The sequence below is a fragment of the Pseudomonas sp. FSL W7-0098 genome (genome assembly GCF_005930585.1).
GTDB lineage: Bacteria > Pseudomonadota > Gammaproteobacteria > Pseudomonadales > Pseudomonadaceae > Aquipseudomonas > Aquipseudomonas bubulae.
Genome location: NZ_RXHW01000017.1, coordinates 1 through 25,335 on the forward strand (window position 1 = coordinate 1; position 25,335 = coordinate 25,335).

The 25,335-nt window shown below is 58.6% G+C and carries 23 protein-coding genes and 1 tRNA gene; 20 read left to right on the top strand and 4 right to left on the bottom strand.

The window, feature by feature from the left end; genetic code table 11:
* The first annotated feature begins 21 nt into the window (after positions 1-21).
* The 8 genes from FHL07_RS22860 to FHL07_RS22895 all read left to right on the top strand — a co-directional run bounded on the left by FHL07_RS22860 (position 22) and on the right by FHL07_RS22895 (position 10,258).
* Positions 22-97 (top strand) — tRNA-Gly (locus FHL07_RS22860).
* A gap of 185 nt (positions 98-282) precedes the next feature.
* The gene (locus FHL07_RS22865) at positions 283-1,224 is read left to right on the top strand and encodes a fatty acid desaturase (protein WP_095027219.1); all 942 of its coding nucleotides are present in this window, start codon (positions 283-285) and stop codon (positions 1,222-1,224) included.
* A gap of 18 nt (positions 1,225-1,242) precedes the next feature.
* A complete protein-coding gene (locus tag FHL07_RS22870) occupies positions 1,243-2,034 on the top strand; it encodes a phosphate/phosphite/phosphonate ABC transporter substrate-binding protein (RefSeq protein ID WP_130871948.1) in 792 nt (263 codons plus the stop codon).
* 130 nt (positions 2,035-2,164) lie between these two features.
* On the top strand, positions 2,165-2,713 hold the full coding sequence (locus tag FHL07_RS22875) for a sigma-70 family RNA polymerase sigma factor (RefSeq protein ID WP_138738942.1): 549 nt from the start codon (positions 2,165-2,167) through the stop codon (positions 2,711-2,713).
* Positions 2,710-3,729 carry an ABC transporter substrate-binding protein gene (locus FHL07_RS22880; protein ID WP_095003134.1) on the top strand — a complete coding sequence of 340 codons (1,020 nt, stop codon included), beginning with the start codon at positions 2,710-2,712 and terminating at the stop codon, positions 3,727-3,729. Before FHL07_RS22875 ends, FHL07_RS22880 begins: the two co-directional genes overlap by 4 nt.
* Before the next feature lie 21 nt (positions 3,730-3,750).
* The gene (locus FHL07_RS22885) at positions 3,751-4,602 is read left to right on the top strand and encodes an ABC transporter permease (RefSeq protein WP_095003135.1); all 852 of its coding nucleotides are present in this window, start codon (positions 3,751-3,753) and stop codon (positions 4,600-4,602) included.
* A complete protein-coding gene (locus tag FHL07_RS22890; protein ID WP_138738943.1) occupies positions 4,599-5,420 on the top strand; it encodes a quaternary amine ABC transporter ATP-binding protein in 822 nt (273 codons plus the stop codon). The genes FHL07_RS22885 and FHL07_RS22890 overlap by 4 nt, the downstream gene beginning before the upstream one ends.
* Positions 5,421-5,533: 113 nt before the next feature.
* The gene (locus tag FHL07_RS22895) at positions 5,534-10,258 is read left to right on the top strand and encodes a dermonecrotic toxin domain-containing protein (RefSeq protein ID WP_138738944.1); all 4,725 of its coding nucleotides are present in this window, start codon (positions 5,534-5,536) and stop codon (positions 10,256-10,258) included.
* A gap of 5 nt (positions 10,259-10,263) precedes the next feature.
* Here the strand turns inward: FHL07_RS22895 and FHL07_RS22900 are convergent, their stop codons facing one another.
* On the bottom strand, positions 10,264-10,890 hold the full coding sequence (locus tag FHL07_RS22900) for an alanyl-tRNA editing protein (protein ID WP_138738945.1): 627 nt from the start codon (positions 10,888-10,890) through the stop codon (positions 10,264-10,266).
* 88 nt (positions 10,891-10,978) lie between these two features.
* Here FHL07_RS22900 and FHL07_RS22905 point away from each other — a divergent pair, with 88 nt between their 5' ends.
* Positions 10,979-11,920: a LysR family transcriptional regulator gene (locus FHL07_RS22905; protein ID WP_095003170.1), complete on the top strand. Its 942-nt coding sequence runs from the start codon at positions 10,979-10,981 to the stop codon at positions 11,918-11,920.
* A gap of 211 nt (positions 11,921-12,131) precedes the next feature.
* Here the strand turns inward: FHL07_RS22905 and FHL07_RS22910 are convergent, their stop codons facing one another.
* Together FHL07_RS22910 and FHL07_RS22915 are read right to left on the bottom strand one after the other, a co-directional pair.
* Positions 12,132-12,548, bottom strand: coding sequence for a PA2817 family protein (locus FHL07_RS22910; RefSeq protein WP_083369822.1), 417 nt, complete (start codon positions 12,546-12,548; stop codon positions 12,132-12,134).
* Between the two features lie 63 nt (positions 12,549-12,611).
* The gene (locus FHL07_RS22915; RefSeq protein ID WP_138738946.1) at positions 12,612-15,059 is read right to left on the bottom strand and encodes an acyl-CoA dehydrogenase; all 2,448 of its coding nucleotides are present in this window, start codon (positions 15,057-15,059) and stop codon (positions 12,612-12,614) included.
* A 151-nt stretch (positions 15,060-15,210) separates the two neighbouring features.
* On the opposite strand from FHL07_RS22915, the gene FHL07_RS22920 reads away from it, so the two are divergent.
* The 3 genes from FHL07_RS22920 (at position 15,211) to FHL07_RS22930 (ending at position 17,679) form a co-directional block, all read left to right on the top strand.
* Positions 15,211-15,837, top strand: coding sequence for a glutathione S-transferase (locus FHL07_RS22920; RefSeq protein ID WP_095003140.1), 627 nt, complete (start codon positions 15,211-15,213; stop codon positions 15,835-15,837).
* Between the two features lie 133 nt (positions 15,838-15,970).
* Positions 15,971-16,903, top strand: coding sequence for an ABC transporter ATP-binding protein (locus FHL07_RS22925; RefSeq protein WP_095003141.1), 933 nt, complete (start codon positions 15,971-15,973; stop codon positions 16,901-16,903).
* Complete coding sequence (locus FHL07_RS22930) at positions 16,900-17,679, top strand: ABC transporter permease (protein ID WP_095003142.1); 780 nt, start codon at positions 16,900-16,902, stop codon at positions 17,677-17,679. The genes FHL07_RS22925 and FHL07_RS22930 overlap by 4 nt, the downstream gene beginning before the upstream one ends.
* A 46-nt stretch (positions 17,680-17,725) precedes the next feature.
* Here the strand turns inward: FHL07_RS22930 and FHL07_RS22935 are convergent, their stop codons facing one another.
* Complete coding sequence (locus tag FHL07_RS22935; RefSeq protein WP_095003143.1) at positions 17,726-18,241, bottom strand: DUF2062 domain-containing protein; 516 nt, start codon at positions 18,239-18,241, stop codon at positions 17,726-17,728.
* A 133-nt stretch (positions 18,242-18,374) separates the two neighbouring features.
* On the opposite strand from FHL07_RS22935, the gene FHL07_RS22940 reads away from it, so the two are divergent.
* The 8 genes from FHL07_RS22940 to FHL07_RS22975 are packed head-to-tail and all read left to right on the top strand — an operon-like array spanning position 18,375 to position 25,321.
* Positions 18,375-20,591 (top strand): DNA internalization-related competence protein ComEC/Rec2, encoded by a 2,217-nt coding sequence (locus FHL07_RS22940; RefSeq protein WP_178084406.1) that lies wholly within the window; start codon positions 18,375-18,377, stop codon positions 20,589-20,591.
* Between the two features lie 48 nt (positions 20,592-20,639).
* The gene (locus tag FHL07_RS22945; RefSeq protein WP_095003171.1) at positions 20,640-21,275 is read left to right on the top strand and encodes a MotA/TolQ/ExbB proton channel family protein; all 636 of its coding nucleotides are present in this window, start codon (positions 20,640-20,642) and stop codon (positions 21,273-21,275) included.
* Positions 21,272-21,700, top strand: a complete 429-nt coding sequence (locus FHL07_RS22950) for an ExbD/TolR family protein (RefSeq protein WP_095003145.1) — start codon at positions 21,272-21,274, stop codon at positions 21,698-21,700. Before FHL07_RS22945 ends, FHL07_RS22950 begins: the two co-directional genes overlap by 4 nt.
* Positions 21,700-22,710 carry a tetraacyldisaccharide 4'-kinase gene (gene lpxK / locus FHL07_RS22955; RefSeq protein WP_095039425.1) on the top strand — a complete coding sequence of 337 codons (1,011 nt, stop codon included), beginning with the start codon at positions 21,700-21,702 and terminating at the stop codon, positions 22,708-22,710. The genes FHL07_RS22950 and lpxK overlap by 1 nt, the downstream gene beginning before the upstream one ends.
* Before the next feature lie 21 nt (positions 22,711-22,731).
* A complete protein-coding gene (locus FHL07_RS22960) occupies positions 22,732-22,917 on the top strand; it encodes a Trm112 family protein (RefSeq protein WP_086796064.1) in 186 nt (61 codons plus the stop codon).
* Positions 22,914-23,678 (top strand): 3-deoxy-manno-octulosonate cytidylyltransferase, encoded by a 765-nt coding sequence (gene kdsB, locus FHL07_RS22965; protein WP_095019638.1) that lies wholly within the window; start codon positions 22,914-22,916, stop codon positions 23,676-23,678. Before FHL07_RS22960 ends, kdsB begins: the two co-directional genes overlap by 4 nt.
* Entirely contained in the window at positions 23,675-24,694 is a 1,020-nt protein-coding gene (gene murB, locus FHL07_RS22970; RefSeq protein WP_095003148.1) for a UDP-N-acetylmuramate dehydrogenase, read from the top strand. Before kdsB ends, murB begins: the two co-directional genes overlap by 4 nt.
* Before the next feature lie 15 nt (positions 24,695-24,709).
* Complete coding sequence (locus tag FHL07_RS22975; protein WP_169917138.1) at positions 24,710-25,321, top strand: transglycosylase SLT domain-containing protein; 612 nt, start codon at positions 24,710-24,712, stop codon at positions 25,319-25,321.
* The last annotated feature ends 14 nt before the right edge of the window (positions 25,322-25,335 follow it).

A 25,335-nucleotide genomic window follows, 5' to 3' on the forward strand; every position in this document is an offset into this window, starting at 1 on the left:
CCCCTAGGGGACGCCATTATTGCGGGAATAGCTCAGTTGGTAGAGCACGACCTTGCCAAGGTCGGGGTCGCGAGTTCGAGTCTCGTTTCCCGCTCCAAATTTTGTTTTTTGGAGCAACGCAGTTTCAAAAAACACACAGAAAGCAGCCTTCGGGCTGCTTTTTGCGTTTCCGGGGTTTGCTTTTCGACCCGTACGCAAACACCTCTAAGCTCATAACCAATCGATCTGCAAGAAAACTGCGACTGGCGCAACAAGGATTCAAACCTGTTTTGAGTTCATCAGATGTCGCATTATTTCGATAGCGCCCAACAACGGGACATCCAGGCCTTGTCCCGTACCTTCACCGGTCGAACCCAGTGGCCTACCTGGTTATTGCTGCTTGCCGTTCCCACCGCCTGGTTTGCGTTGCTGCTGGGCAGCCCGGTGCTTGGCGCTGGCTGGACGATTGTGCTGCTGATCCCGGTGGTGGTGCTGTGGATGTCGGTGCAGCACGAACTGCTGCACGGCCACCCCACAGGTTCCAGCAACCTTAACAAGGTGCTGGGCTACGCACCTTTTGCGCTGTGGTACCCCTATACCCTCTATCGCGACAGCCATTTGCAGCATCACCGCGATCATGACCTGACCTTGCCCGGCATTGACCCCGAAAGCCGCTATTTAAGCCAGGCTCACTGGCAGGGCAGTTCCAGTCTGCTGCGTGGTTTGCTCTGGCTGAACAAAACGGTGCCCGGACGCCTGCTGCTGGGCCCGCCCCTGGCATTGTTTGGCATGGCCAGGGAGGAGTTGCATCGCCTGCGCAGCGGCGAGCGGAAAGCCTGGTGCATGTGGCTGACCCACGGTTTTTTCACGATGCTGATGTTTGCCTTCATCGCGTACTGCAGCGAACTGGCTGTTTGGCAGTATGTATTTCTGGTTACCGTGCCGGTTTTGTCAGTGGGCATGGTTCGTTCCTTTTATGAGCACCGTCCCGCATCCCGGCCGGAACAGCGAACGGTACTCAATGAAGCCGGTTGGCCCTGGACCTGGCTGTTCCTGAACCTCAACTTGCATCTGGTGCACCATGATTTACCGGGTTTGCCGTGGTTTTACATGCCCAGGGTCTACCGTGCGCGACGAGAGCAGTGGCAGCAGCGCAGCGGCGGTTTTCTGGTGCAAGGCTACGGTGAACTGATTCGCCGTCACGCGGTGCAGGCGATTGATAGCCCGCAGCATCCGTTCAGTTAATTTCACAAGGTGCCTTCCATGTCTGGCCGTTATGCCGAATTGGCAATGTATGTAGCCCCCCAGCAGGTCAGCGAAGCCAATGAACGCTGGTTGACCCGTGTTCTCGAGCTTTTGCAGCATACCCGTGGCGATGCCCGGGGCCTTGGCCTGCTGGAGTTGTTCAGGGCCCCCGAGTTGTTGCTGAGCCAGACCTGCGGTTATCCGCTGTTGACCCAGTTGCGCGGTCAGGTGCAATTGGTCGGTCGCCCGCATTACGAATGGCCCGACAGCAATGGGGGGGAGCATTGCAGTGTGATTGTCAGCCGTGATGCAGATCCGCGCCGCGATCTGGGCGCTTTCGAGGGCAGCCGCGGGGTGATCAATGATCAGCACTCCAACAGCGGCATGAATCTATTGCGCCATCGCCTTGCGCCCCTGCAGCGCGGTGGGCGCTTTTTTGCCTCCGTGGCCGTCAGCGGCGCGCACCGGCAAAGCCTGCGCTGGGTGCGCGAAGGTTGGGCCGACCTTGCCGCCATCGACAGCGTGACCTATGCCTACCTGGCCCGCTATGCGCCGGCAGAAGTTGCCGGGCTGCGGATTGTGGCGCGTACGGCCTCCAGCCCGACCTTGCCTTACATCACTGCGCTCAGTGCCGGACGTGACGGCGCAGGGCAGATTCGCCAGGCAATGAATACGGCCTTGGAGCAATTACCCGAAGTAGCTCTAACCTTGGGGCTGCGGGAAGTTTTACCAGCCAGTGAAGCGGATTATCAGATGGTTCTCGATTATCGGCAGGAAGCGGCTGAGTTCGGGTATGACGTGTTGCAGTAGTGGAGCCATACTTAATAGCTGAAACGAATAAACAAATGTTTTTTTAGTATTTAAATTGCATAAAACCATTTGCTAGGATCACCGCACCGGATCACCGGACATACCGTTCTGTTTAATTCCTGGAGCCCCTATGTCCGGCGCCGACATCGCTCACCGCGACCATGTGAGCCAGCTTTATCGCACCCACTATTTGTGGCTGCATGCACGTTTGTGCCGTTACCTCGATTCCAGCAGCTACGCTGAAGACATCGCGGCCGACACGTTTGCCCAGCTTTTAAGCGCACCTCAGGGGCAGGTCATCCGCGAGCCGCGTGCGTTGTTGACGACTATCGCCCGGCGTCTGATCTTTCAACTGTGGCGTCGCCGGGATGTGGAACGGGCCTATCTGATGAGCGTGCAACAGCAAGAACCCCTTCATTTCCCCTCGCCAGAGACCCTGGCCCAGGCAATTCAAGCCTTGCAGATGATTGATGCCCGGCTCGATGGTTTGCCCGACAAGGCAAGGGAAACCTTCGTTCTATCACGGGTCAATGGCCTGACGTATCCCGAAATCGCACAACAGCTGGGCATATCCCGGCGCAGCGTGAGTGACTACATGGTTCGCGCCCTCAAGCGTTGCGCCATGCACGCCACCGCGCAACCCACCTACCGCCCCTCCATAACAAGAGAATCCGCATGAATAACTTGAAAAAATGGCTCGGTGGTCCGCTGCTGGCCTGTGCATTGATCACCCAACCGGTGCTGGCCGAGCAGAAGGCACCGGTTCACTTTGGTGATATCACCTGGGAAAGCGGCAGCCTGATTACCGAAGTGCTGCGCCTGATTACAGAGAAAGGCTACGACGTGGCGACGGACACATTGCCCGGCAGCACAGTCAGTCTGGAAGCCGCACTGGCCAAAAATGATATTCAAGTGATTGGTGAAGAGTGGGCAGGGCGCAGCCCGGTGTGGATCAAGGCCGAAGCCGAGGGCAAGGTGCTGGGGCTGGGCGATATCGTCAAGAACGCCAGCGAGGGCTGGTGGGTGCCGGAGTATGTGATCAAGGGCGACCCTGAAAAAGGCATCAAGGCGCTGGCCCCGGACTTGAAGTCGGTCAACGATCTGGCACGCTACAAAGATGTTTTCCGCGATCAGGAAGACCCTTCTCGCGGTCGCTTTCTAAATAGCCCTACCGGCTGGACCTCTGAAATCGTCAACAGCCAAAAGCTCAAGGCCTACGGGCTGGACAAGGACTTCGTGAACTTTCGTACAGGCTCCGGCGCGGCGCTGGATGCCGAGGTCAGCTCATCGATCAAGCGTGGCAAACCGGTGTTGTTTTACTACTGGTCTCCAACCCCGCTGATTGGCCGCTACAAACTGATAAAACTCGAAGAGCCTGCCTTCGATGCCGAAGCCTGGAAAACCCTGGCCGACGCCAACAATCCCAACCCCAAGGGCACCCGCTCCTTGCCGGCGAAACTGGCGATCGGCGTGTCGACCCCGTTCAGCAAGCAATACCCGCAACTGGTCGAGTTCTACCAGAAGGTCGATTTTCCGATCGATTTGCTGAACACAACCCTGGCGCAAATGAGCGAAAAACGCACCGAACCGCGTAAGGCGGCGCAGGCCTTTTTGCGCGAGCAACCGCAGATCTGGCATGCCTGGGTTACTCCTGAAGCGGCGGCCAAGGTCGATGCGGCGCTTAAAGCGAATTAATTCCTTGAACAAGAGCACCGCATGTTTCCTGAAAATCTGACGTTTTCCATCGCAGGATGGGTCAATGATGGCGTTGATGCGCTGGTGAGCAACTACGGCGATGTGTTTCGGCACATCTCCGACACGCTGCTGTGGGCCATCATCCACCTCGAAAACCTGCTGCGCCTGACCCCGTGGTGGCTGATGCTGATCATCGTCGGCGCCATTGCCTGGCATGCCACGCGCAAAATTTTCAGCACCTTGCTGATTGTCGGCCTGTTGTTCCTGGTAGGTGCTGTTGGCCTGTGGGACAAGCTGATGCAGACCCTGGCGCTGATGCTGGTGGCCACAGTGATTGCTGTGCTGCTGGGCATCCCGCTGGGGATTCTGGCCGCCCGCAGCAACCGTCTGCGTTCGGTGCTGATGCCGCTGCTGGATATCATGCAAACCATGCCCAGCTTCGTGTACCTGATCCCGGTGCTGATGCTGTTTGGCCTGGGCAAGGTGCCAGCGATTTTTGCCACTGTGATTTATGCCGTACCACCGCTGATCCGTCTGACCGATCTGGGCCTGCGCCAGGTCGACCGCGAGGTGATGGAGGCGATCAATGCCTTTGGTGCCACGCCGATGCAACAGTTGTTCGGTGTGCAATTGCCGCTGGCCATGCCCAGCATCATGGCCGGTATCAACCAGACCACCATGATGGCCCTGTCGATGGTGGTGATTGCCTCGATGATCGGTGCACGCGGTCTTGGCGAAGACGTGCTGGTAGGCATTCAGACCCTCAACGTCGGTAAAGGGCTGGAAGCCGGGCTGGCTATCGTGATTCTGGCGGTGGTCATCGACCGCATTACCCAGGCTTATGGCCGACCTCGGCATGGGGATCAGAAATGACCGTCAACAAAATTGAAGTACGCAACGTTTACAAGGTGTTCGGCAATCGCGAAAAGGCCGTGCTGGCGATGATCCGCGCGGGCAAGAGTAAAGACCAAGTGCTGGCCGAAACAGGCTGCGTGGTGGGCATCAATGACATTTCGCTATCGATCAGGGCGGGAGAGGTTTTTGTCATCATGGGCTTGTCCGGGTCAGGCAAGTCCACGCTGGTGCGTCATCTCAATCGGCTGATCGACCCCAGCAGTGGTCAGATCCTGGTCGACGGAGAAGACATTCTGGATTACGACATGCCTGCCTTGCGCCATTTTCGTCGGCACAAGATCAGCATGGTGTTTCAGAATTTTGGCCTGCTGCCTCACCGCAACGTACTGGATAACGTCGCCTATGGCCTGAAAGTCCGGGGCGAGAGCGTCGCGCAATGCCAGCAGCGGGCCCTCCACTGGATTTCCGTGGTCGGCCTGCAAGGTTACGAGCAGGTGTTCATTCATCAGCTGTCGGGCGGCATGCGTCAGCGCGTCGGCCTGGCACGGGCATTGGCCACCGACACCGACATCATCCTGATGGACGAAGCTTTCAGTGCCCTGGATCCTTTGATCCGTGCAGAGATGCAAGATCAGTTGCTGGAATTGCAGCGCACTTTGCAAAAAACCATCGTGTTTATCACCCATGACCTGGACGAAGCGTTGCGCATTGGCAATCGTATTGCCGTACTCAAGGACGGGCAGTTGATCCAGGTCGGCAGCCCGCAAGAGATTCTGCAGGCTCCGGCAGATGACTACGTCGGTCGTTTCGTCCAGCGCCAGCGCACCAGTGCCTGATCCTGTACATATCCAGATACCGCCTGTAATGCGGATTCATTGCGTTTAATCAGCCGATCCGGTTCTGCCTCTCGCGGGCGTAACCCTCGTCTAATTCAACGCGATGAACTGTCATGAAAACACTTTCGACCACCCCTGATGCCATGATCCGCTACTCGGCCCTGAGTAGCTTTGCGGGTCACAGTTTTGCCCTGCGCCCGACGTTTCAAGGTGTCGTTGCCAGCTGGTTCAAGCAAGCGCTACAGGATAAATACCCGGCCCTGAACGTGGATTTTACGCAGCTCGCTATCGCTGAGCCATTGAGCCATGAGAACTCACCGGGCATGCCCAGGCGCTATCGTTTCATGGCCGTTGCGGATGTGATGATTCAGTGCTTTATCGACTCAACGCCGGTGGTGCTTATCCAGGGGTTTCACCGCCTGAGCGTCGATAAAAACGAACTGTCTGCGCATCCATTGGCGGTGAACATGGCGGAGCTGCAAAGCATCATCAACGACCATTCGGGGTTATTGATTGCGGCCTATCAACAGGCGTTGGCCGAATTCTGGAGTGACAGGCAAAACGGCTCATTGGCCCCGCTTCAATGGTTGAGCGAAGTGTTACGGATGGCCCTGGGGGGTGCCGCCCTGATGCAAAACCGCGTGCCTGCCTTGCCTGCCGATCAGGCAGTCGTGCTGGCGGTGGTTGCATCCTTCCCTGACAGGGACAATCGGGCCAGAGGAACCCTCGAAACCCCGGTGCACGCCTATCTGGTCAATATCGACGGTACAGAGAACAACGTTCGGCGGCGCTTTCAACTGCCGGGTGTGGTGCTGATCACCCGGCAAATGCCCGATCACCTGATTGTGCTCGGTTATTCACTGGAGCACGGGGTTGAGTCCTTCAGCTCGGTACAGGCGTTCGCTACCTGCATGCTGACTCGTGTGTTGCAGGTTGCCCCCGTTCGGTTGTTGAGCTGGAGTCTGCATGAGCCCGAGGGGGACTTTATCACCGGCCTGGCCCGCACCTTGCTCGACCAGCAGTTGCGCAACATGGTGCGTGTGGGGCAAGCCGCTCAGGCAGGCAAATGGAGCGTCGGGCGACTGGAGCAGGTGCTGGACGAAGCGGCTGCGATGTTCCCGTTTTTCAGCGAGCAGGAACGCCCGCACCTGGAGAATGTGATCTCCGTATTGCCCGAGTGGCTCAAGCAGGCCAGCTCCGTGGATCAACTGGACTACAGCAGGTTGATGAGCGCAGAAGTGATCTGGCAGCGCCAGACCCGGGGCCGCACCTTTCTGGACGGTATTGATGCATTGCCGGTGTACGCCGAGAAAATGATCAGGCAACGCATCGAGCGCGATCATCCGCGGTCAGGCCTCGATATCTCGCACATTGAGATACATGACGTGGGGGTCGAAAACTTGCAGCTGCCTGTTTTCAGCGACGATGTGCTGTCTTTTGTCGAGTTTGTCCTTGGCTACAGAGGCGGCTGGCCAGTCGGCCTGATCGCGGTCAAGGATCGCACAGGCGCCCCAGTACCTGACTGGTTGACCAGTGGCTACGTGAAAAGCCTTGTGGATGAGCTGGATGTGGGAGTGGGCTATATCGCGCTACTCAAGGGTTACCTGGTGGACGACGACAAGCAAGTCATGCAGCGCGAGGCGTTATATGCGGCCCAACTGAGAATTCAATTGCCGCTGTTGGCCCTGGAGAAAAAAATCAGGGGGCAAGCCGGTTTTACCCCGCAGGGCTTGCATGTGGTCACCCAGGTCATGCGCCACGACGCGCAACGGTCGGTCAGCCATGACTATGTGTGCGTGCGGCCCCTGGGCTTTTACGCCTATGAAGGGGCCAGAGTTGATACGGCGGCGAACATGTTTGTCTTCGGCTCGCTGAATATCCAGACAGGGCCCTTTATCCTGTACCGGCCTTTTGCCCCTGAACCCTTGTTGGAGTATGCCAGCTGGCCCGCATTGTTTGACGCCATCAAGCATCCGGGTGAGCTGCAAGAAAGCATATTGACCTGGCTGGACGATGACGCCCGTGGTTATTACGCCGACGGCGGTTTTGCGCGACCGCATCTGGAGAATGTACTGCTGGAGGGTTTTTTGGCCCTGTTGCCACGTCGCCCGGCGACCTTGAGTACGCGTAGCCTGGTGGGCAACTACTACGGGGCGATGTTTGACGCCAACGTCAGTGCGTTGATGAGCATGGCGGACAACCAGACGGTGACGACCTCTGAGCGTCGCTGGATGCTGCTCAAGCACTATGGCTGGAGCCTGTTTAACGGGTTGACGTTTTTCCTCAGTGGGCCCTTGCAGAAAGCCGCCTGGCTTTTTCAGACCCTGTTGAGCCTTGATAGCGGTTTGCAGGCGCGAATTGATGGCGATAAAGAGGCGGGGCAACAAACGGTTATCGATCTTTTATTCAATATCAGCCTGGCACTTCTGCACGAAGGTCTGAGATTCAAGGCAAAAGCCAATGCCCGGTTACGCTTGAGTGCCCCTGTCGATGAACCGTTGTTTACGATCTACAAACCTGAGGCCCTCCCGGCGGTTGAGCCAGTCTCCGCTAGCGTTATCGCGCAAAAGAAACAGCCCGATATTGAACCCCGTGCTGCCAGCCAATATTCGTCCCTGGACTTCTCATGGTTCAGTGCTCAGCCCCGTTTGACAGAGCTGCAGCAGGCAAGCCTGGACACTTTTGTGCTGGATCTGGACTTGAGCCAGGGCACGCGCATCGAAGTAGGCCCCTTAAAAGGTGTTATCAACCATGAGGGCAAGTCATATGTGCAGATCGGTGCCAAAACCTATCGCGTTGGCCGTGACGCGGATGGGCTGGTGATCCAGGACGACAGGCAGCCTGAAAGATTTGGCCCGCGCCTGAGAAGGGATGAGGCCGGGCAGTGGCAACTCGATCTGCGTTTGGGATTGCGCGGCGGCGGTCCCAAAAAAACCATTCAGGCATTGCGCGAGAAAAAGACCCAGAAAGTGGCTGCGTTGCAGCAAGAGGCCGAACGCCTGGACGAAGAGCTTCTGAGGCGCGACCGAGTGCTGAAACTGACTGAAGAGTTGCTGACTAAATTTCCCGATCGGCGAGCGACGTTTGTTGATCGCTACGAAGCTGAGCTGGAAGCGTGGCGCGCGGGTGTGCTGGACATGATCAACGTCAAAACCAGGTCGAACCAAATTATCCCCCTGGAGGGCTTTGAGGCCAGAACACAGGAGACTTGGGTACAGCTGACCTTGAGGCTGTTCAAATTACAGAACTACCTGGAAGAAGCGCTCCGTGAACTGCCGGTATCCAACTCCAGGGTCTCTTATACCGCTTCGCTGCTGGAGGTTCTGGCAGAGATAAACAATGGCTCGAGTGCTCCCTATGAGCGCTGGATTACCAACTTGAAACAGGCCGAACGGCTAGAGGCGCGGTTATATAAAAACTCGCTGCGCGAGTGCGATGCCCTTGATGAGGTAAGAACCAGGCCGTTGCCCAGATACAGCGCACTGGAAGAGATAATCAATCAACCCAATCGGGATTATTTCGACCGCCACTGGTCCGCCGCCTACCTGGAAACCCTGTGCGAACTGGTGATCCGCCGTGATGCGGTCAACCTCATACCTGAAGAGCAATATGCATTTGATCTGTTCGGGCAAGGAACATTGATTGATACCGCTTGGTCGCAATTAAGCTTGCGCCGTGAAGAGACGAAGTATCCCGGAGAGCATCTCGATTTCTTCGATAAGACCATCGAAAAATACGACGCAGCGGAAGGCGTTTGCCAGAACCTTGTCAGTCTTGGCTCCGAGCATTTCCGTAATGAATATCTGCCCGACATTATTGAGGTTCTAAGCAGCCTGAGAACGTTTGCAGAAGCCCAGATGCAGAATGTTATCCGTGAGTCCGAAAGCTCCTCTTCTGAAGCAGAAGAGCCCCGACCAGGCCCCAGTCGCCTGATCAATGAGCCAGGAGCCGGGGCAGGATCGTCCCGCGGGACTCAGCAAGTAATCAAGACTACAAAAAACCTGACGCTGGTAGGGCAGCGTCGTCCTCCGTCCTCGGGGTCTGAAGATGAAATCGTCGATGTGACTGAGGGCATCGATCAAATGAATATCCGCTCCTATCGCAAAACAGAGGCGGGAGAATGGGAAGAAATCGGTAGCAGCAGACCACCCACTCTTCAGGCTTCACAAGCCAAGTCGTTATCCCGACTCCAGGCTGACGCCCGCACGTTGCTGGAGCGAATTTCGGGAGTAATTGCACAGAACAGGGCAAGCGCTGCCACATCCAGAATACCGATCGAAATAGAAGAGATTCTGAGCTTCAAGGCCAGCTCACTCGACGAAGTGGCGCAGAAGATCGAGCGGATTGTGCTCACATCCAGCCCTGAGGTTGAGCCCCTGAATCAAGAGCGCAGAACTGGCGCTTTGGCATTAATTACCGACCTGAAGGCGGCGGCCGGCAGGTTACGCGCCGAGGGCCGAAGCCTGCGCATCAGCATTATCAAGCGGTTGCCGCCAACGGGGGCCAACGTCGAGTATTTAAAGGCCCAGGGCGAGGTAAACATTACCCGCGTGGGGAGGCGGCGATTTTTGTCCAAAGGCCAGCGCAAGGATTATCTTGAGGAATACGCCATTAGCACTTTGGATGGTAATGAGTTGTGGTTTGCACATTTTCATTACAAGGCAATGGACACACTCGCCGCCGACTTTGACGTGGCCCACTTGAAAACGGCCCAACAGCGCACCCTGAGTGAGCAGGCGTTGTACGCCCGGGCACAGAGTTCCCATGACTATATCGCGGTGTATCGCGCCAAACTGGATCGGGCCATGGCGCAGCGGCTTTTTTTATCCCTTCCTTGATTGCGTCAGTCCAGAGCGTAGCGTACTGAGAGCACGCCCTTTTTCTGACTTACGGACAACACGTTGACTGTGCCCAGTTCAGCCAGGGATTGCACATGGGTGCCGCCACAAGGATAGCCCGGCAGCTCGCCAAAACGGATGGCGCGCTGCTCCGAGTCCAGGCAGGTATGCCTTTGCAGGTCGGCAGCGATCCATTGTGCCAGGGTGTGCTGTACGGCCTCGGCCTCAAGGGGTTGCGGATTGTCGCCGGCTACAAAGCTTACCCGGCATTCGCCTGGCCAGTGATGGGCTTTGGTGGGTACCCAGCCCAGTTGCTCGCCGCATACACCAATCAAATGCCCGGCCGAATGCAGGCGGGCATGCAACCGACGGCGGGTTTCGTCGACCTTAGCCTGTGCCCGGCCTGTCGGTACGGGCACGCTGACGTGGTGCACGATAGCATCCTGTCCCTGCACAACCTTGATGACCTGGCTGTCGCCGATCCAGCCCGTGTCGCTGGGTTGCCCGCCGCCCTGGGGATGAAAGGGGGTGGCGCAGAGGATGACGGCAAACCCGTCTTCTTGGGGCGCGCAGTGGATGACTTCGACCTCGCAGCTCACGGCGTCGTCATTGAAAAACAGGCGTTGGGTCATGGAGGTGTTCCTGAGCGGGTTTCGTTTTTAGTATAGGGGGGAGCCAGGAGTGTGATAATCCATCAAATTTTCAATGGACCTGTGCGCTGTGAGCATAAATCTCCCGTTGTCATTACTGGCTGAAATGGTCGTGTTTGTGAAAGTGGTCGAGGCAGGCAGCTTCTCTGAAGCCGCTCGTCAGCTTGGCACATCGCCTTCGGCGGTCAGTCGCAGTGTTGCCCGACTGGAAAAAGCCCTGGCCATTCGCTTGCTGCAACGCACAACCCGCAAGCTCGGCCTGACCGATGCAGGTGAAGAGGTTTTCAAACGTTGCGATGAAATGGCCTGTTCGGCTCAGGCGGTGATGGACCTGAGCGGGCGTTTTACCCGGGAGGCCGAGGGGCTCATTCGCCTGAGCGTGCCCAAGGCCGTGGGGCGGTACGTGATACATCCCCATATGCCCGAATTTCTGCGCCGTTACCCCAAGGTTGATGTGCAATTGATCCTCGAGGATCGTTATGTCGATTTGATCGATGACAACATTGACTTGAGCATTCGCATTACCGACCAGCCGCCACCGGGGCTGGTGGGGCGCCAACTGTTCCCGATCGAGCATTTACTCTGTGCCACGCCGCAGTATCTGGCCGGGCACGGGGTACCGCAGCAGCCTGAGGACTTGCGTGACCATAGTTGCATTTACCTGGGGGAAACCCCGGCTGATGCGCGCTGGAAATTCAGGCAGGGTGGCAGGTCGGTAACGGTGGGGGTGCGCGGACGTTATGCGGCCAATCATACGGGCGTGCGCCTGGATGCGGTGTTGCAGCATATCGGGATCGGCAGCTTGCCGTACTTTACGGCACGCCAGGCGCTGGAGGAGGGGGTGGTGGTGCAGGTGCTGCCCGAGTGGAATTTTATTGCTTCCTACCATGGCGGCGTGTGGTTGCTACAAACGCCCACCCGGTATTTGCCGCCCAAGCTGCGAGTGTTTATCGACTTTCTGGTGGAGCGGATGGCGCAGGAACCGACGCTGGAGATGTGGCGTAATCTGTAGATACTCTGTTGCAGGTCAAGCCCTATTGTGGGAGCGAGCCTGCTCGCGAACGACCTTCGCGAGCAGGCTCGCTCCCACAGTTGCAGTGTTCCTGTAGCAGCTGCCGAGGGCTGCGCCGCCGAACGCAGCCGTTGGAACGGCTACAGAGCTTTTGCTTCTTAAAAAAAAGCCCGCCAGGCAAAACCGGGCGGGCTTTTGGGTCGGACTGCGATCAGTGCTGCGGGCTGTCTTGTGTCGTGGGCAGCGCCATCAGTTGTTTTTCCTGATTCCAGTCAAACGGCTCATCGTTCAGTTCGGCTTCGTGGCGGCGCTCTTCCAGGGCCTGATACATGTCCAGCTCTTCATCCGACAGGAAGTTGAAGCAGGCGCCGCCGAAGTACCACAGCAGGTCGCGCGGGACCAGGTGGGCGATCTGCGGATAGCGCTCGATTACCTGGCACATGATGTCCTGGCCTAGGTACTGGCTGTTGATCGGGTCAACCGGCAACGAGCTGCGCATGTCGTCAAAACGCTCCAGGAACAGCGCGTGGCTTTCCTCGGGGATCTGCTCAGCGTCACCGACAGCAACCAGGATGCTGCGCAGAATGTCGAGCAGGACAAGGTTGTGGTTCAGATCGTTGGTGGCCATTGCGGGTGTCCTCTAGGGTAAAACGGGCGCGAGAGTATAAAGCTCATCGCGCTCGCTGTCCTGTTATCGAATCTTTCCTTCTGTGTGGCTGAGTTCTTCCTTGCTGAAGTCATCCACGTCGATGACCTTGCGTCGTGCGGCTTCGGCGGTGCGCAAGGTTTCAGCTTCGGCCGGTTGCAGTACCCCGGCTTGCAGCGCGGCATCGATGGACGGTTCTCCAGCTGCGGGTTTTACCTGGCCACTTTTCAGCGCTTCGTGGAGTTTTTTGTGCAGGGGGCGCGCTTCGCTCAGCAGGTTGCTGGCATGTTGCAGGGCGCCCACAGCGTCATCCGGCGATTGCGGGCGGTAGCAGCCAGCGAGCACGGCTTCAAGTGCCGGATCCCCTTTGGCGCGGCCCAATACTGCAGCGACCTCGGCATCCAGTGCGTCCGACGGACCGGTATGCCGGCGCCCAAACGGAAATACAACGCCGCGCAACAGAAAGCCCAGCGTTCGGCTCGGGAAGTTTTTCAACAGTTCATCCAGTGCGCGCTCAGCGTGGCCCAGGCTTTCTTCCATAGCCCATTTGAACAGCGGATCAAGGTATTGCGGCGAGTCGAGGTCGTGATAACGCTTGAGTGCGGCCGACGCCAGATACAAATGGCTCAGCACATCGCCCAGGCGCGCAGACAAGCGCTCGCGGCGCTTGAGCTCACCGCCCAGCAGCATCATGCTCAGGTCCGCGAGCAGGGCGAACGCCGCCGCCTGACGGTTCAGGGCCCGGAAGTAACCCTGGCTCAACGGGTTGCCGGGCGCAGCTTCGAAACGGCCAATGCCCAGGTTCAACACCAGCGTGCTGGAAGCGTTGCTGATGGCAAAACCAATGTGTTTGAGCAGCAGGGCGTCAAACTCCAGCATGGCTTGATCTTTATCTTCCCGTCCGGCCAAGGCCATTTCCTTCAGCACAAAGGGATGGCAACGGATGGCGCCCTGACCAAAGATCATCAGGTTGCGCGACAGGATATTTGCGCCCTCTACAGTGATGAAGATCGGAGCCCCTTGCCAGTTACGCCCCAGGTAGTTGTTGGGGCCCATGATGATGCCTTTGCCACCGTGCACGTCCATCGCATGGCTGATGCACTCGCGGCCGCGTTCGGTAAGGTGGTACTTGAGAATGGCCGAAAGAACCGAGGGTTTTTCCCCCAGATCCACCGCGTTGGCGGTCAGCATGCGGGCGCTGTCCATCAGCCAGGCATTGCCGCCGATACGCGCCAGCGCCTCCTGAATGCCCTCGAAGGCGGCCAGTGGCACATTGAACTGTTCGCGTACCTGAGCATATTGGCCGGTCACCAGGCTGGTGAACTTGGCCGCGCCGGTGCCCACTGCCGGCAACGAAATCGACCGTCCCACCGACAGGCAATTCATCAGCATCATCCAGCCTTTGCCGAGCATTTCCTGGCCGCCGATCAGGTAGTCGAGCGGGATAAACACATCTTTGCCCGAATTCGGGCCGTTCATGAAGGCAGCGCCCAGGGGGAGATGGCGACGGCCGATCTCGACGCCGGGGGTGTCGGTTGGGATCAATGCCAGGCTGATGCCCAGGTCCTCTTTGTCGCCCAGCAGATGGTCCGGGTCATGGGCCTTGAACGCCAGGCCCAGCAGCGTGGCGACGGGGCCGAGAGTGATATAGCGTTTCTCCCATTTCAGGCGCAGGCCGATAACTTCCTCACCTTGCCATTGGCCTTTGCAAATGATCCCGGTGTCGGGCATTGCCCCGGCATCTGAGCCTGCCAGTGGCCCGGTCAGGGCAAAGCAGGGGATGTCATCACCACGGGCCAGGCGTGGCAGATAGTGGTCGCGTTGTTCATCGGTACCGTAATGCAGCAGCAGTTCAGCGGGGCCCAGGGAATTGGGCACCATTACGGTGGAAGCCAGATCGCCACTGCGGGTGGCCAGTTTCATGGCGACCTGGGAATGGGCGTAGGCCGAGAACCCTTTACCGCCGTAGGCTTTGGGGATGATCAGGGCGAAGAAGCCATGCTCCTTGATGTGCGCCCAGGCCTGCGGTGGCAAGTCCATGGCCTGGCCGATTTCCCAGTCGCTGACCATTGCGCACAACTCTTCGGTGGGGCCGTCAATAAATGCCTGTTCTTCTTCGGTCAGCCGGGCCTTGGGGTAGGCCAGCAGCTGGTTCCAGTCGGGGCGGCCACTAAACAACTGGCCGTCCCACCACACGGTGCCGGCATCAATGGCATCGCGTTCGGTTTGCGACATCGGCGGCAGGGTCTTCTGGAACCAGTTGAACAGGGGGGCGGTAAAGATTTTGCGACGAAGTTCGGGCAATAGCAGCAGGGCCGTGGGCGCGGCCAGCAGCAGCCAGAGGATTGCCAGCAACCCGCCAGGTACATGGCCGATAACCCCCATGGCCAGTAAATACACCGCGACCACGGCAATGATCGTCAGGGGGGCGATGCGGCGATGGGCCATATAGGCGATGCCAACAATCAGAACCAGTATCCACAACAACAGCATATTCAATCCTCCATGAAATCAGGGGCGTGCACCCTTGTGAGCTTAGTCGCAACTTTCGATCAGGGTTGTAGGGATAGTGACCTCGCGCTGGAGACGGAGTTCGTCATCCCGGCGTAGACTCCTTCGGCGTCTATCAATCAGGAGCCAGATCATGCTGAAAGTGTGGGGTCGCAAGAATTCGTCAAACGTGCGCAAGGCGTTGTGGTGTGTTGAAGAGCTGGCGTTGCCGTATAGCCGGGTAGAGGCGGGCGGCGCCTTTGGGGTGGTCAACAGCCCTGAGTACCGGGCGTTGAACCCTAATGGCCAGGTGCCTGTGATTGAAGAGGACGACGGCTTCGTGCTGTGGGAGTCAAACACCATCGTGCGTTACCTCTCTGCCAGATATGGCTCGGATACGTCATGGTACCCAACCGATGCACGTGTGCGGGCGCAGGCGGACAAGTGGATGGACTGGACCAGCACTTCCTTTGCCGGGGTGTTTCGCACGGTGTTCTGGGGTGTCTTGCGCACGCCGGCCGAGCAGCAGGACTGGGTGGCAATCAACGCCGCAATCAAGGCCAGCGGCGAATTGCTTGCCGTGGCCGATCGGGCCCTGGCTGAAAAACCCTACTTGTCCGGTGATGAAATCGGCATGGGTGATATCCCGCTGGGTAGCTTCATTTACGCCTGGTTTGAAATGCCCATCGAACGCCCGCCCCTGCCGCACCTGAGTGCCTGGTATGAGCGCTTGAAGCAGCGTCCGGCCTATCGAAATGCCGTCATGACCGCGTTGACTTAATAGCCACTATTAATACGGGCGACTGTACTTGTGCGGCGAGGCCAAGCACCATAGGGTCTTGTCGGACTTGTCCTACAGGCTGTTCGCCCTTATTTACAAATCCCCTTTCCCCCATCTTGGTGCGTAATCCGATATGAGTTCCGCTCTGTCCATACGGCAGCTAACCAAAACCTACGGCAACGGTTTCCAGGCCCTGAGTGGTATCGATCTGGATGTCGCCGAAGGTGACTTTTTTGCCTTGCTGGGCCCTAACGGTGCCGGCAAATCCACCACCATCGGCATTCTCTCGACCCTGGTCAACAAGACCGGCGGCACGGTGAATATCTTTGGCCATGATCTTGATCGCAATCCCGCAGCCCTCAAGCGTTCGATTGGTGTGGTTCCGCAGGAATTCAACTTCAACCAGTTTGAAAAGACCTTCGATATCGTCGTGACCCAGGCGGGGTACTACGGTATTCCGGCGAAAATCGCCAAGGAACGAGCCGAAAAATACCTGACGCAGTTAGGGCTCTGGGACAAGCGCGACACGCCATCGCGTTCGTTGTCCGGTGGCATGAAGCGCCGCCTGATGATTGCCCGGGCTTTGGTGCATGAGCCGCGTCTGTTGATCCTCGATGAGCCTACAGCCGGTGTCGACATTGAGCTGCGCCGCTCGATGTGGTCCTTCCTCACCGGGCTGAACGAGCAGGGCACCACCATCATCCTCACCACCCACTATCTGGAAGAGGCTGAGCAGCTGTGCCGCAATATCGGGATCATCGATCACGGCACCATTGTCGAAAACACCAGCATGCGCCAACTGCTTGGACAGTTGCATGTCGAGACCTTTTTGCTCGACTTGAAGCAACCGCTGCAGGCTGCCCCTCAGTTGATCGGCTACCCGAGCCAGTTGCTCGATGCCGCGACCCTGGAGGTCCAGGTCGACAAGGTGGTGGGCATTACCGGTCTGTTCACTCAATTGGCCGCGCAAAATATTGAAGTGGTGAGCTTGCGCAACAAAACCAATCGCCTTGAGGAGTTGTTTGTGTCGTTGGTCGAGAAAAACCTGGCAAAGGTGGCGGTATGAGCTCGGAGCTGCGTCCCAACCTGATTGCGTTGAACACCATTATTTACCGTGAGGTCCGCCGCTTTATGCGGATCTGGCCGCAAACCCTGCTGCCACCTGCGATCACCATGGTTTTGTACTTTGTGATCTTCGGTAACCTGATTGGTCGGCAAATCGGCGATATGGGTGGCTTCACCTATATGGAGTACATTGTGCCGGGTCTGATCATGATGTCGGTGATCACCAACTCCTACGGTAACGTGGTGTCGAGCTTCTTTGGCGCCAAGTTCCAGCGTTCGATTGAAGAGCTGATGGTCTCGCCGGTGTCGCCCCATACGATCCTGATCGGTTTTACCGTGGGCGGGATCTTGCGCGGCCTGATCGTGGGCCTGATCGTGACCCTGCTGTCGCTGTTCTTTACCCATCTGCAGGTGCATCACCTGGGCCTGACCATTGTGGTGGTGGTGCTGACCGCTACGATTTTCTCGTTGCTGGGGTTTATCAACGCCGTTTTTGCACGCAATTTCGACGATATTTCGATTATTCCGACCTTCGTACTGACGCCGCTGACGTATCTGGGCGGGGTTTTCTACTCCATCACCCTGCTGCCGCCGTTCTGGCAGAGCGTGTCGCTGGCCAACCCGGTGCTGCATATGGTCAACGCCTTTCGCTACGGCATCCTGGGCGTTTCGGACATAAAGATCAGTGTCGCGCTGACCTTTATGGTGGTGGCGACCATCGTGCTCTACTTCGGCTGCGCCAGGCTGCTGGTCAGCGGGCGCGGGATGCGTCAGTAGTTGTTGTGACATGCGGATAAAAAAAGGCCCCTGTTCGGGGCCTTCTTTATGGGTGCCTGTTTTTGCGGGCTTTCCATTTATGGCTGACCCACCAGCGCCAATAGAGCATGGTCAGGCAATAGGCCAATGCGCCGAGCACCACGCCGCAGACCACCGAGCCCAGCAAGAATGGCTGCCACACAGTAGAGAGCTGGCCGCTGATCCATTCCCAGGTCAGTTCGTCGGGCAGGGTGCGCGCCGGCACGTTCATCAGCCAGGCGCCCAGCTGGTAGGTGCAATAAAACACCGGGGGCATGGTGATGGGGTTGGTCAGCCATACCAGGCCCACGGAGATCGGCATATTGCTGCGAACCCTTATTGCCAGAAAGGCCGCCAGAAGCATCTGGAACGGCATGGGTATAAAGGCCGCGAAAATGCCCACCGCCATTGCCCGGGCCACGGAGTGACGGTTGAGGTGCCAGAGGTTGGGATCATGGAGCAAGGTGCCCAAAAATCGTAAGGACTTGTGTTCCCTGATCAGGGCCGGATCTGGCATGAAACGTTTGATCAAACGCCGTGGCATGGGCCTCTCCCTAGGTCAAGGGGGCAGTATGCCCAAATTCGACAGGATGCCTATTTAGACTTTGTGACAATTTCTTAAGCGCGGCCCCGGGATTCCAGCTAATCCGAGTCAAAGGGATAAGTTGAGTATAGGCATGTACACAGGGATGTTTGCGCTGGCAGCGGGCCTGATCACGCTGCGGTTTTTACCTGGTTTACCGTCTGCCGGGTGGTTGCTGCTGATGGTGACGGCGGGGGGGTTGCTATTGGCCTGCAGGGGCTGGCCGGTGGGGCTTTATGTGCTTGCGCTGTGCTGGGCCTGCTTTCAGGGGCAAAGGGCACTGGATAACCGTCTGGCTGACTCATTCGACGGGCGTACGCTCTGGGTCGAGGGGCGTGTGATCGGCTTGCCGCAGCAGTCTGGAACATCCGTCCGCTTTGAATTGCAGGGGGCAAAGTCGCGCCACGGTGCTTTGCCCGCGACTATCAGGCTGAGCTGGTATGGCGGCCCTGCGGTGAACAGCGGCGAGCGCTGGCGGCTGGCGGTCAAACTCAAGAAACCCAAAGGCTTGCTCAATCCTCAGGGGTTTGATTTTGAGGCCTGGTTACTGGCGCAGCGCATCGGTGCGACCGGTACGGTCAAGCAGGGGCATTTACAGGAGGCTGCCAGTCACGCCTGGCGTGACGGCTTGCGTCAGCGTCTGCTGCGCATTGATGCCCAGGGCCGGGCTTCGTGGTTGGCGGCGCTGGTACTGGGTGATGGATCGGGTCTGAGTCGCGATGACTGGACGTTGTTGCAAGCGACCGGCACGGTGCATCTGCTGGTGATCTCGGGCCAGCATATTGGCCTGTTTGCCGGTTTGATCTATGGATTTATCGCCTTGCTGGCGCGTTATGGGCTGTGGCCACGTCGTTTGCCGTGGCTACCCTGGGCTTGTGCCCTGGCGTTTATTGGCGCCACGGGTTACGGCGTGCTGGCGGGCTTTGAAGTGCCGGTGCAGCGCGCGTGCATGATGCTCGGACTGGTGCTGGCATGGCGTTTGTGGTTTCGGCAACTGGGCGTGTGGCTGCCTTTTTTGCTGGCGCTCAATGCCGTGCTGATCGTCGAGCCGCTGGCGAGTTTACGGGCTGGGTTCTGGTTGTCATTCAGCGCCGTGGCGGTGCTTCTCTTTACCTTCAGTGGCCGCTTGGGGGCGTGGGGGTGGCGGGCCATGTGGTTGCGCCCTCACGGCCTGATCGCCCTGGGCTTGTTCCCGATGCTGTGGATACTCGATCTGCCCATCAGCCTGACCGGGCCGCTGGCCAATCTGATAGCCGTCCCCTGGATCAGCCTGGCAGTGCTGCCAACAGCTTTGCTGGGGACCTTGCTGTTGTCTGTGCCCTGGCTGGGGGAAAACCTGCTGTGGCTGTCAGGTGGCCTGATCGATGGGTTGGTCCAGGGCTTGAGCCTGCTGGCCGATGTGTTTACGCCGTGGTTGCCCGTATCCGTGCCGATTTACATTTGGCTGTTGAGTGCGGCCGGAGTGCTGATCCTGTTGTTGCCTGCGGGGATGGTCTTGCGGCCGCTGGGTTGGCCGCTGGTGCTGCTGGCGCTGTTTGCGCCCCGTGAACAGATCCCCCGCGGTCAGGTCGAGGTGCTGCAGCTGGATGTTGGTCAGGGTCTGGCGATTGCCTTGCGTACCCGCAATCACACTCTGTTGTACGACGCAGGCCCCAAGTCAGGGAATCTGGATCAGGGCGAGCGGGTGGTGGTGCCGGTTTTGCGTTCATTGGGGGTGGCCGAGCTGGATTTGATGCTGCTCAGTCACGCCGATTCGGATCATGCCGGTGGGGCGCTGGCGGTGCAGCGGGGCGTCAGCGTGAAACGGGTGATTAGCGGCGATGTGCCGGGGCTGGCGGAGCCGTTGCGGGCGCAACCCTGTGTCAGTGGGGAAACTTGGGAATGGGATGGTGTGAGTTTTTCACTCTGGCAGTGGGCGGGGGCCAGCGACAGTAATCAAAAGTCCTGCGTGTTGCAGGTGCAGGCCGGTGATGAGCGGTTGCTGCTGACCGGGGATATCGATGCCAGGGCCGAGCGTGCCTTGCTGCAAAGCCCGCTGGGCGTGCCTACCCGCTGGTTGCAGGCTCCTCATCACGGCAGCAAGACCTCGTCGTCGATGGTGTTTCTCAAGGCCCTGGCGCCTGAAATCGTGCTGATCTCCCGGGGGCATGGCAATAGCTTCGGTCATCCCCATCCACAGGTGATGGCCCGGTATCTGGCGCTGGGGGTGCAGGTACTGGACAGCGCCGAGCAGGGTGCGGTGAAGTTTCGCCTGGGGGCGTCGGGCAAGGCTGAAAGCATGCGCGACCAACGCCGGTTCTGGCGCGATTGACGCTGCCCCTGTGGTAGAGTGGCACACTTTTTCGAGGGGATTGTCACTGTGTGGGAACTGGTCAAATCCGGCGGCTGGATGATGTTGCCGATCATTCTGAGCTCTGTTGCCGCGCTGGGCATTATTGTCGAGCGTCTGTGGACCCTGCGTGCCAGTCGCGTGACCCCGGAGCATCTGCTCGGTCAGGTCTGGGTCTGGATCAAAGACAAGCAAATGGACAAGGAAAAACTCAAGCAATTGCGTGCCGATTCGCCTCTGGGTGAGATTCTTGCCGCGGGCCTGGCCAACTCCCGTCATGGTCGCGAAATCATGAAAGAGTGCATTGAAGAGGCCGCCGCGCGCGTTATTCATGAGCTTGAGCGCTACCTCAATACCCTGGGCACCATTGCCGCAATGGCACCCTTGCTGGGGCTGCTGGGTACGGTGCTGGGCATGATCGATATTTTCAGCTCGTTCATGGGCTCGGGAATGACCTCCAATGCTGCGGTGCTGGCGGGTGGTATTTCCAAGGCGCTGATCACCACGGCCGCAGGCCTGATGGTGGGTATCCCGGCCGTATTCTTCCATCGTTTCCTGCAGCGTCGTGTTGACGACCTGGTGGTTGGCATGGAGCAGGAGGCAATCAAGCTGGTTGAAGTGGTTCAGGGCGACCGTGAAGTCGATATGGTCGGGAGTAAAGCGTGAAATTTCGCCGCAAGCCACGGGAAACAGTTGATATCAACCTCGCGTCATTGATTGACGTGGTGTTTATCCTGTTGCTGTTTTTTGTCGTGACCACCACCTTCACCCGCGAAACCCAGTTGCGCGTCGATCTGCCGGAGGCTGTCAGCGGTTCACCCAGCGATGAGCAGAATGGCAAGCAACTGGATATCGCCATCAGCGCAGACGGGGTTTTCTCGGTGAATAACCAGTTGTTGCCCAAGAATGATCTGGCCAGCCTGATGGAGGCCCTGCAGAAAGAGTCCGGTGGCGATACCCGTTTGCCGCTGTCGATCAGCGCCGATGGCAAAACGCAACATCAGGCGGTCATCACCGCGATGGACGCGGCCGGCAAGCTCGGCTTTAGCCATTTGCGCATGACCACGGTTGAGGCGCAGACGACTCCCTGATGGCCATGTCCGATCGTTTACTGCGTGCCTGGTATGCCGGGCATCCGCTGCTGACCCTGTTGCGACCACTCGAATGCCTCTACCGACGGGTGGTTGAGCGCAAGCGGGCACGTTTTGTCGCCGGTGAGGGCGAGATCTATCGCCCGCCGGTGCCGTTGATCGTGGTGGGGAACATCACGGTCGGCGGCACCGGCAAAACGCCATTAATCCTGTGGCTGATAGAGCACTGTCAGCGCCAGGGACTGCGCGTTGGCGTGGTCAGTCGCGGCTATGGCGCGACCCCGCCGCAACTGCCGTGGCGTGTACGCGCCGAGCAAAGTGCTGTGCAGGCGGGGGATGAACCTTTGCTGATCGTGCAGCGCACCGGTGTGCCCCTGATGATCGATCCCGACCGCAGTCGGGCGATCAAGGCGCTACTGGCCAGCGAGCCGCTGGACCTGATCCTGTCGGATGACGGGTTGCAGCACTACCGTATGGCGCGGGATCTGGAGCTGGTGTTGATCGACAATGCCAGAGGCCTGGGTAATGGCCGTTGCCTGCCTGCCGGGCCGCTGCGCGAACCGGTCGAGCGCCTGCAGAGCGTTGACGCGGTGCTCTATAACGGCGCTGCCAGCGACCCGCAGGGCGGTTTTGCCTTTGCGTTGCAACCCACCGCACTGGTGAATCTGGTGAGTGGGGAGCGCAAGGCGCTGGACTTTTTTCCTGCGCAGCAGGCTCTGCATGCGGTCGCCGGTATCGGCAACCCGCAGCGTTTCTTCACCACCCTTGAAACGCTACACTGGCGGCCAATTGCTCATGCGTTTGCTGATCACGCGCCTTATAGCGCCGAAATATTGAATTTCTCGCCATCATTACCCGTGGTCATGACCGAAAAGGACGCGGTGAAGTGCCGTGACTTCGCGTCATCCGACTGGTGGTATCTGGCTGTTGATGCAGTGCCTTCCGAGGCCTTTGTGTTGTGGTTTGACCAACAATTGCTGCGTCTTTTACCTGATCGTCTTTTACCCTAACTCATCTCAAGGGGAACATTTATGGACACCAAGCTGCTCGATATCCTCGCCTGCCCTGTTTGCAAAGGCCCGCTCAAGCTCAGCGCCGACAAGACCGAGCTGATCAGCAAGGGCGCAGGCCTGGCTTACCCGATCCGTGATGGCATTCCGGTAATGCTCGAAACCGAAGCCCGCACCCTCACTGCCGAAGAGCGTCTGGATAAATGATCCCGGTTTTTACCGTCGTTATCCCGTCGCGCTATGCCTCGACCCGTTTACCGGGCAAGCCGCTGCAAATGATCGCCGGCAAGCCGATGGTCCAGCATGTCTGGGAGCAGGCCTGCAAAAGCAGCGCGCAACGTGTGGTCGTTGCCACTGACGATATGCGTATTGTCGAGGCCTGCAAGGCGTTCGGCGCCGAGGTGCTGCTGACCCGTGCCGACCATGAATCCGGCACTGATCGCCTGGCCGAAGTGGCTACGCAACTGGGTCTGGCCAGCGATGCCATCGTGGTTAACGTGCAGGGCGATGAGCCGATGATCCCGCCACAGGTGATCGATCAGGTTGCGCTCAACCTGGCGGCCCATGGCGAGGCGAGCATGGCGACCCTGGCCGAGCCTATTGATGATGTCGAGACGCTGTTCAATCCCAATGTGGTCAAGGTGGTCAGTGATATCAACGGGCTGGCGCTGACCTTCAGCCGGGCCACGTTGCCCTGGGCGCGGGATGACTTTGCACTGCACCCGGACGCACTGCCAGCAGGCGTGCCTTACCGTCGACATATCGGCATCTACGCCTATCGAGCGGGCTTCCTGCATGACTTCGTCAGCTGGGGGCCTTGCTGGCTCGAAAACACCGAGCGCCTCGAGCAACTGCGGGCGCTGTGGCATGGTGTGCGTATTCACGTGGCCGATGTGCTTGAAGCTCCACCTGCCGGGGTAGATACCGTGGAAGATCTTGAGCGCGTTCGGCGTTTGCTGGAGTCATGAGTTTGGACATGCAGGTCAATGCGTCGCTCAAGCCCTTCAATAGCTTTGGTGTTGATGTGAAGGCCAGCCTGTTTGCCCAGGCGCACAACGATGATGATGTGCGCCAGGCCTTGCTGTGTGCGGCTGAGCACAAGTTGCCGTTGCTGGTGATTGGCGGCGGCAGCAACCTGCTGTTGACCGGCGATGTGCCAGCTCTGGTTTTGCGCATGGCCAGTCGCGGTATCCGCTTGCTGGAAGATGATGGCGAGCGGGTAGTGGTGGAGGCTGAAGCGGGGGAGGTCTGGCATGCCTTCGTGCTGTGGACCCTTGAGCAGGGCTTGTCGGGCCTGGAAAACCTCAGCCTGATCCCTGGCACCGTGGGTGCCGCGCCGATGCAGAATATCGGCGCCTATGGGGTCGAGATCAAGGATGTATTCGCAGGCCTTACAGCGCTCGACCGGCAAACCGGCGAGTTGCGTGAGTTCAGTCTGGCCGAATGCAACTTTGCCTATCGTGACAGTCTGTTCAAGCAGCAGGCCGGGCGCTGGTTGATTTTGCGTGTGCGCTTTGCCCTGAGCAGGGCCATGCATCTGCATCTGGAGTACGGCCCTGTGCGTCAGCGCCTGGCCGAGCAGGGCATTGAGCAGCCGACGGCCTGTGATGTAAGTCGGGCTATCTGCAGTATCCGCAGCGAAAAACTGCCTGACCCTGCGGTGTTGGGCAATGCCGGCAGCTTCTTCAAGAATCCGCTGGTATCGGCAAGCCTGGCGGCGGAATTGAAATTGGCCCACCCCGGCCTGATTGGTTACCCACAAGCCGATGGCCAGGTAAAGCTGGCGGCGGGCTGGCTGATCGAAACTGCAGGCTGGAAGGGCTTTCGTGAGGCGGATGCCGGAGTGCATCGCCTGCAGTCGTTGGTGCTGGTCAACTATGGGTCGGCTACCGGTTTGCAGTTGCTGGCCCTTGCGCAGCGTATTCAGGCAGATATCGAGCAGCGCTTTGCGGTGCAGCTGGAGATGGAGCCCAACCTGTATTAGCGGTCTGGACTATCAATGAAGCACATACCGGCAGGGGCGCTGGCGTTGGCACTGGTGACGTTGACCGGTTGTGTCACTGCTCCGCCCAAAGATCAAAACAACCTGTGCAGTATCTATAGGCAATATCCGGCCTGGTACAAAGACTCGGTAGCGATGCAGGAGCGCTGGGGCACGCCTGTGCATGTTGCGATGGCAATCATGAAGCAGGAAAGCAGCTTCGTTGCCGATGCGCTTCCGCCTCGTGCTTACCTTTTGTGGGTCATCCCGTGGGGCCGGGTCAGCCCGTCCTACGGCTATGCACAGGCTCAGCCTCCGGCATGGCGTGACTTTGAAAACAGCATGGGCAGTTCCGGGTCGCGCGACAATTTCGCTGACGCCATCATGTTTATCGGTTGGTACACCGCGGGTACCCAGCGGCAATTGGGGATCTCCAAGTGGGATACCTATAACCAGTACCTGGCGTATCACGAGGGCAGGGGGGGTTACAGTCGCAATACCTATCGCGCCAAACCCTGGTTGATGCAGGTGGCGCGTAAAGTCGAGCAGCAGTCCAAAACCTATGGTGCACAGCTTGGCCAATGTCGCGGTGAGCTGGAGAGAGGTCGTCGCTCGTTCTGGCCTTTTTGATTTACCTCACAGGC

Bases quoted from the DNA above. Each gene is read 5' to 3' on its own strand.
- FHL07_RS22865 (WP_095027219.1), top strand. From the start codon at position 283: ATGTCGCATTATTTCGATAGCGCCCAACAACGGGACATCCAGGCCTTG.
- FHL07_RS22870 (WP_130871948.1), top strand. From the start codon at position 1,243: ATGTCTGGCCGTTATGCCGAATTGGCAATGTATGTAGCCCCCCAGCAG.
- FHL07_RS22875 (WP_138738942.1), top strand. From the start codon at position 2,165: ATGTCCGGCGCCGACATCGCTCACCGCGACCATGTGAGCCAGCTTTAT.
- FHL07_RS22880 (WP_095003134.1), top strand. From the start codon at position 2,710: ATGAATAACTTGAAAAAATGGCTCGGTGGTCCGCTGCTGGCCTGTGCA.
- FHL07_RS22885 (WP_095003135.1), top strand. From the start codon at position 3,751: ATGTTTCCTGAAAATCTGACGTTTTCCATCGCAGGATGGGTCAATGAT.
- FHL07_RS22890 (WP_138738943.1), top strand. From the start codon at position 4,599: ATGACCGTCAACAAAATTGAAGTACGCAACGTTTACAAGGTGTTCGGC.
- FHL07_RS22895 (WP_138738944.1), top strand. From the start codon at position 5,534: ATGAAAACACTTTCGACCACCCCTGATGCCATGATCCGCTACTCGGCC.
- FHL07_RS22900 (WP_138738945.1), bottom strand. From the start codon at position 10,890: ATGACCCAACGCCTGTTTTTCAATGACGACGCCGTGAGCTGCGAGGTC.
- FHL07_RS22910 (WP_083369822.1), bottom strand. From the start codon at position 12,548: ATGGCCACCAACGATCTGAACCACAACCTTGTCCTGCTCGACATTCTG.
- FHL07_RS22915 (WP_138738946.1), bottom strand. From the start codon at position 15,059: ATGCTGTTGTTGTGGATACTGGTTCTGATTGTTGGCATCGCCTATATG.
- FHL07_RS22920 (WP_095003140.1), top strand. From the start codon at position 15,211: ATGCTGAAAGTGTGGGGTCGCAAGAATTCGTCAAACGTGCGCAAGGCG.
- FHL07_RS22925 (WP_095003141.1), top strand. From the start codon at position 15,971: ATGAGTTCCGCTCTGTCCATACGGCAGCTAACCAAAACCTACGGCAAC.
- FHL07_RS22930 (WP_095003142.1), top strand. From the start codon at position 16,900: ATGAGCTCGGAGCTGCGTCCCAACCTGATTGCGTTGAACACCATTATT.
- FHL07_RS22935 (WP_095003143.1), bottom strand. From the start codon at position 18,241: ATGCCACGGCGTTTGATCAAACGTTTCATGCCAGATCCGGCCCTGATC.
- FHL07_RS22940 (WP_178084406.1), top strand. From the start codon at position 18,375: ATGTACACAGGGATGTTTGCGCTGGCAGCGGGCCTGATCACGCTGCGG.
- lpxK (WP_095039425.1), top strand. From the start codon at position 21,700: ATGGCCATGTCCGATCGTTTACTGCGTGCCTGGTATGCCGGGCATCCG.
- FHL07_RS22960 (WP_086796064.1), top strand. From the start codon at position 22,732: ATGGACACCAAGCTGCTCGATATCCTCGCCTGCCCTGTTTGCAAAGGC.
- kdsB (WP_095019638.1), top strand. From the start codon at position 22,914: ATGATCCCGGTTTTTACCGTCGTTATCCCGTCGCGCTATGCCTCGACC.
- murB (WP_095003148.1), top strand. From the start codon at position 23,675: ATGAGTTTGGACATGCAGGTCAATGCGTCGCTCAAGCCCTTCAATAGC.
- FHL07_RS22975 (WP_169917138.1), top strand. From the start codon at position 24,710: ATGAAGCACATACCGGCAGGGGCGCTGGCGTTGGCACTGGTGACGTTG.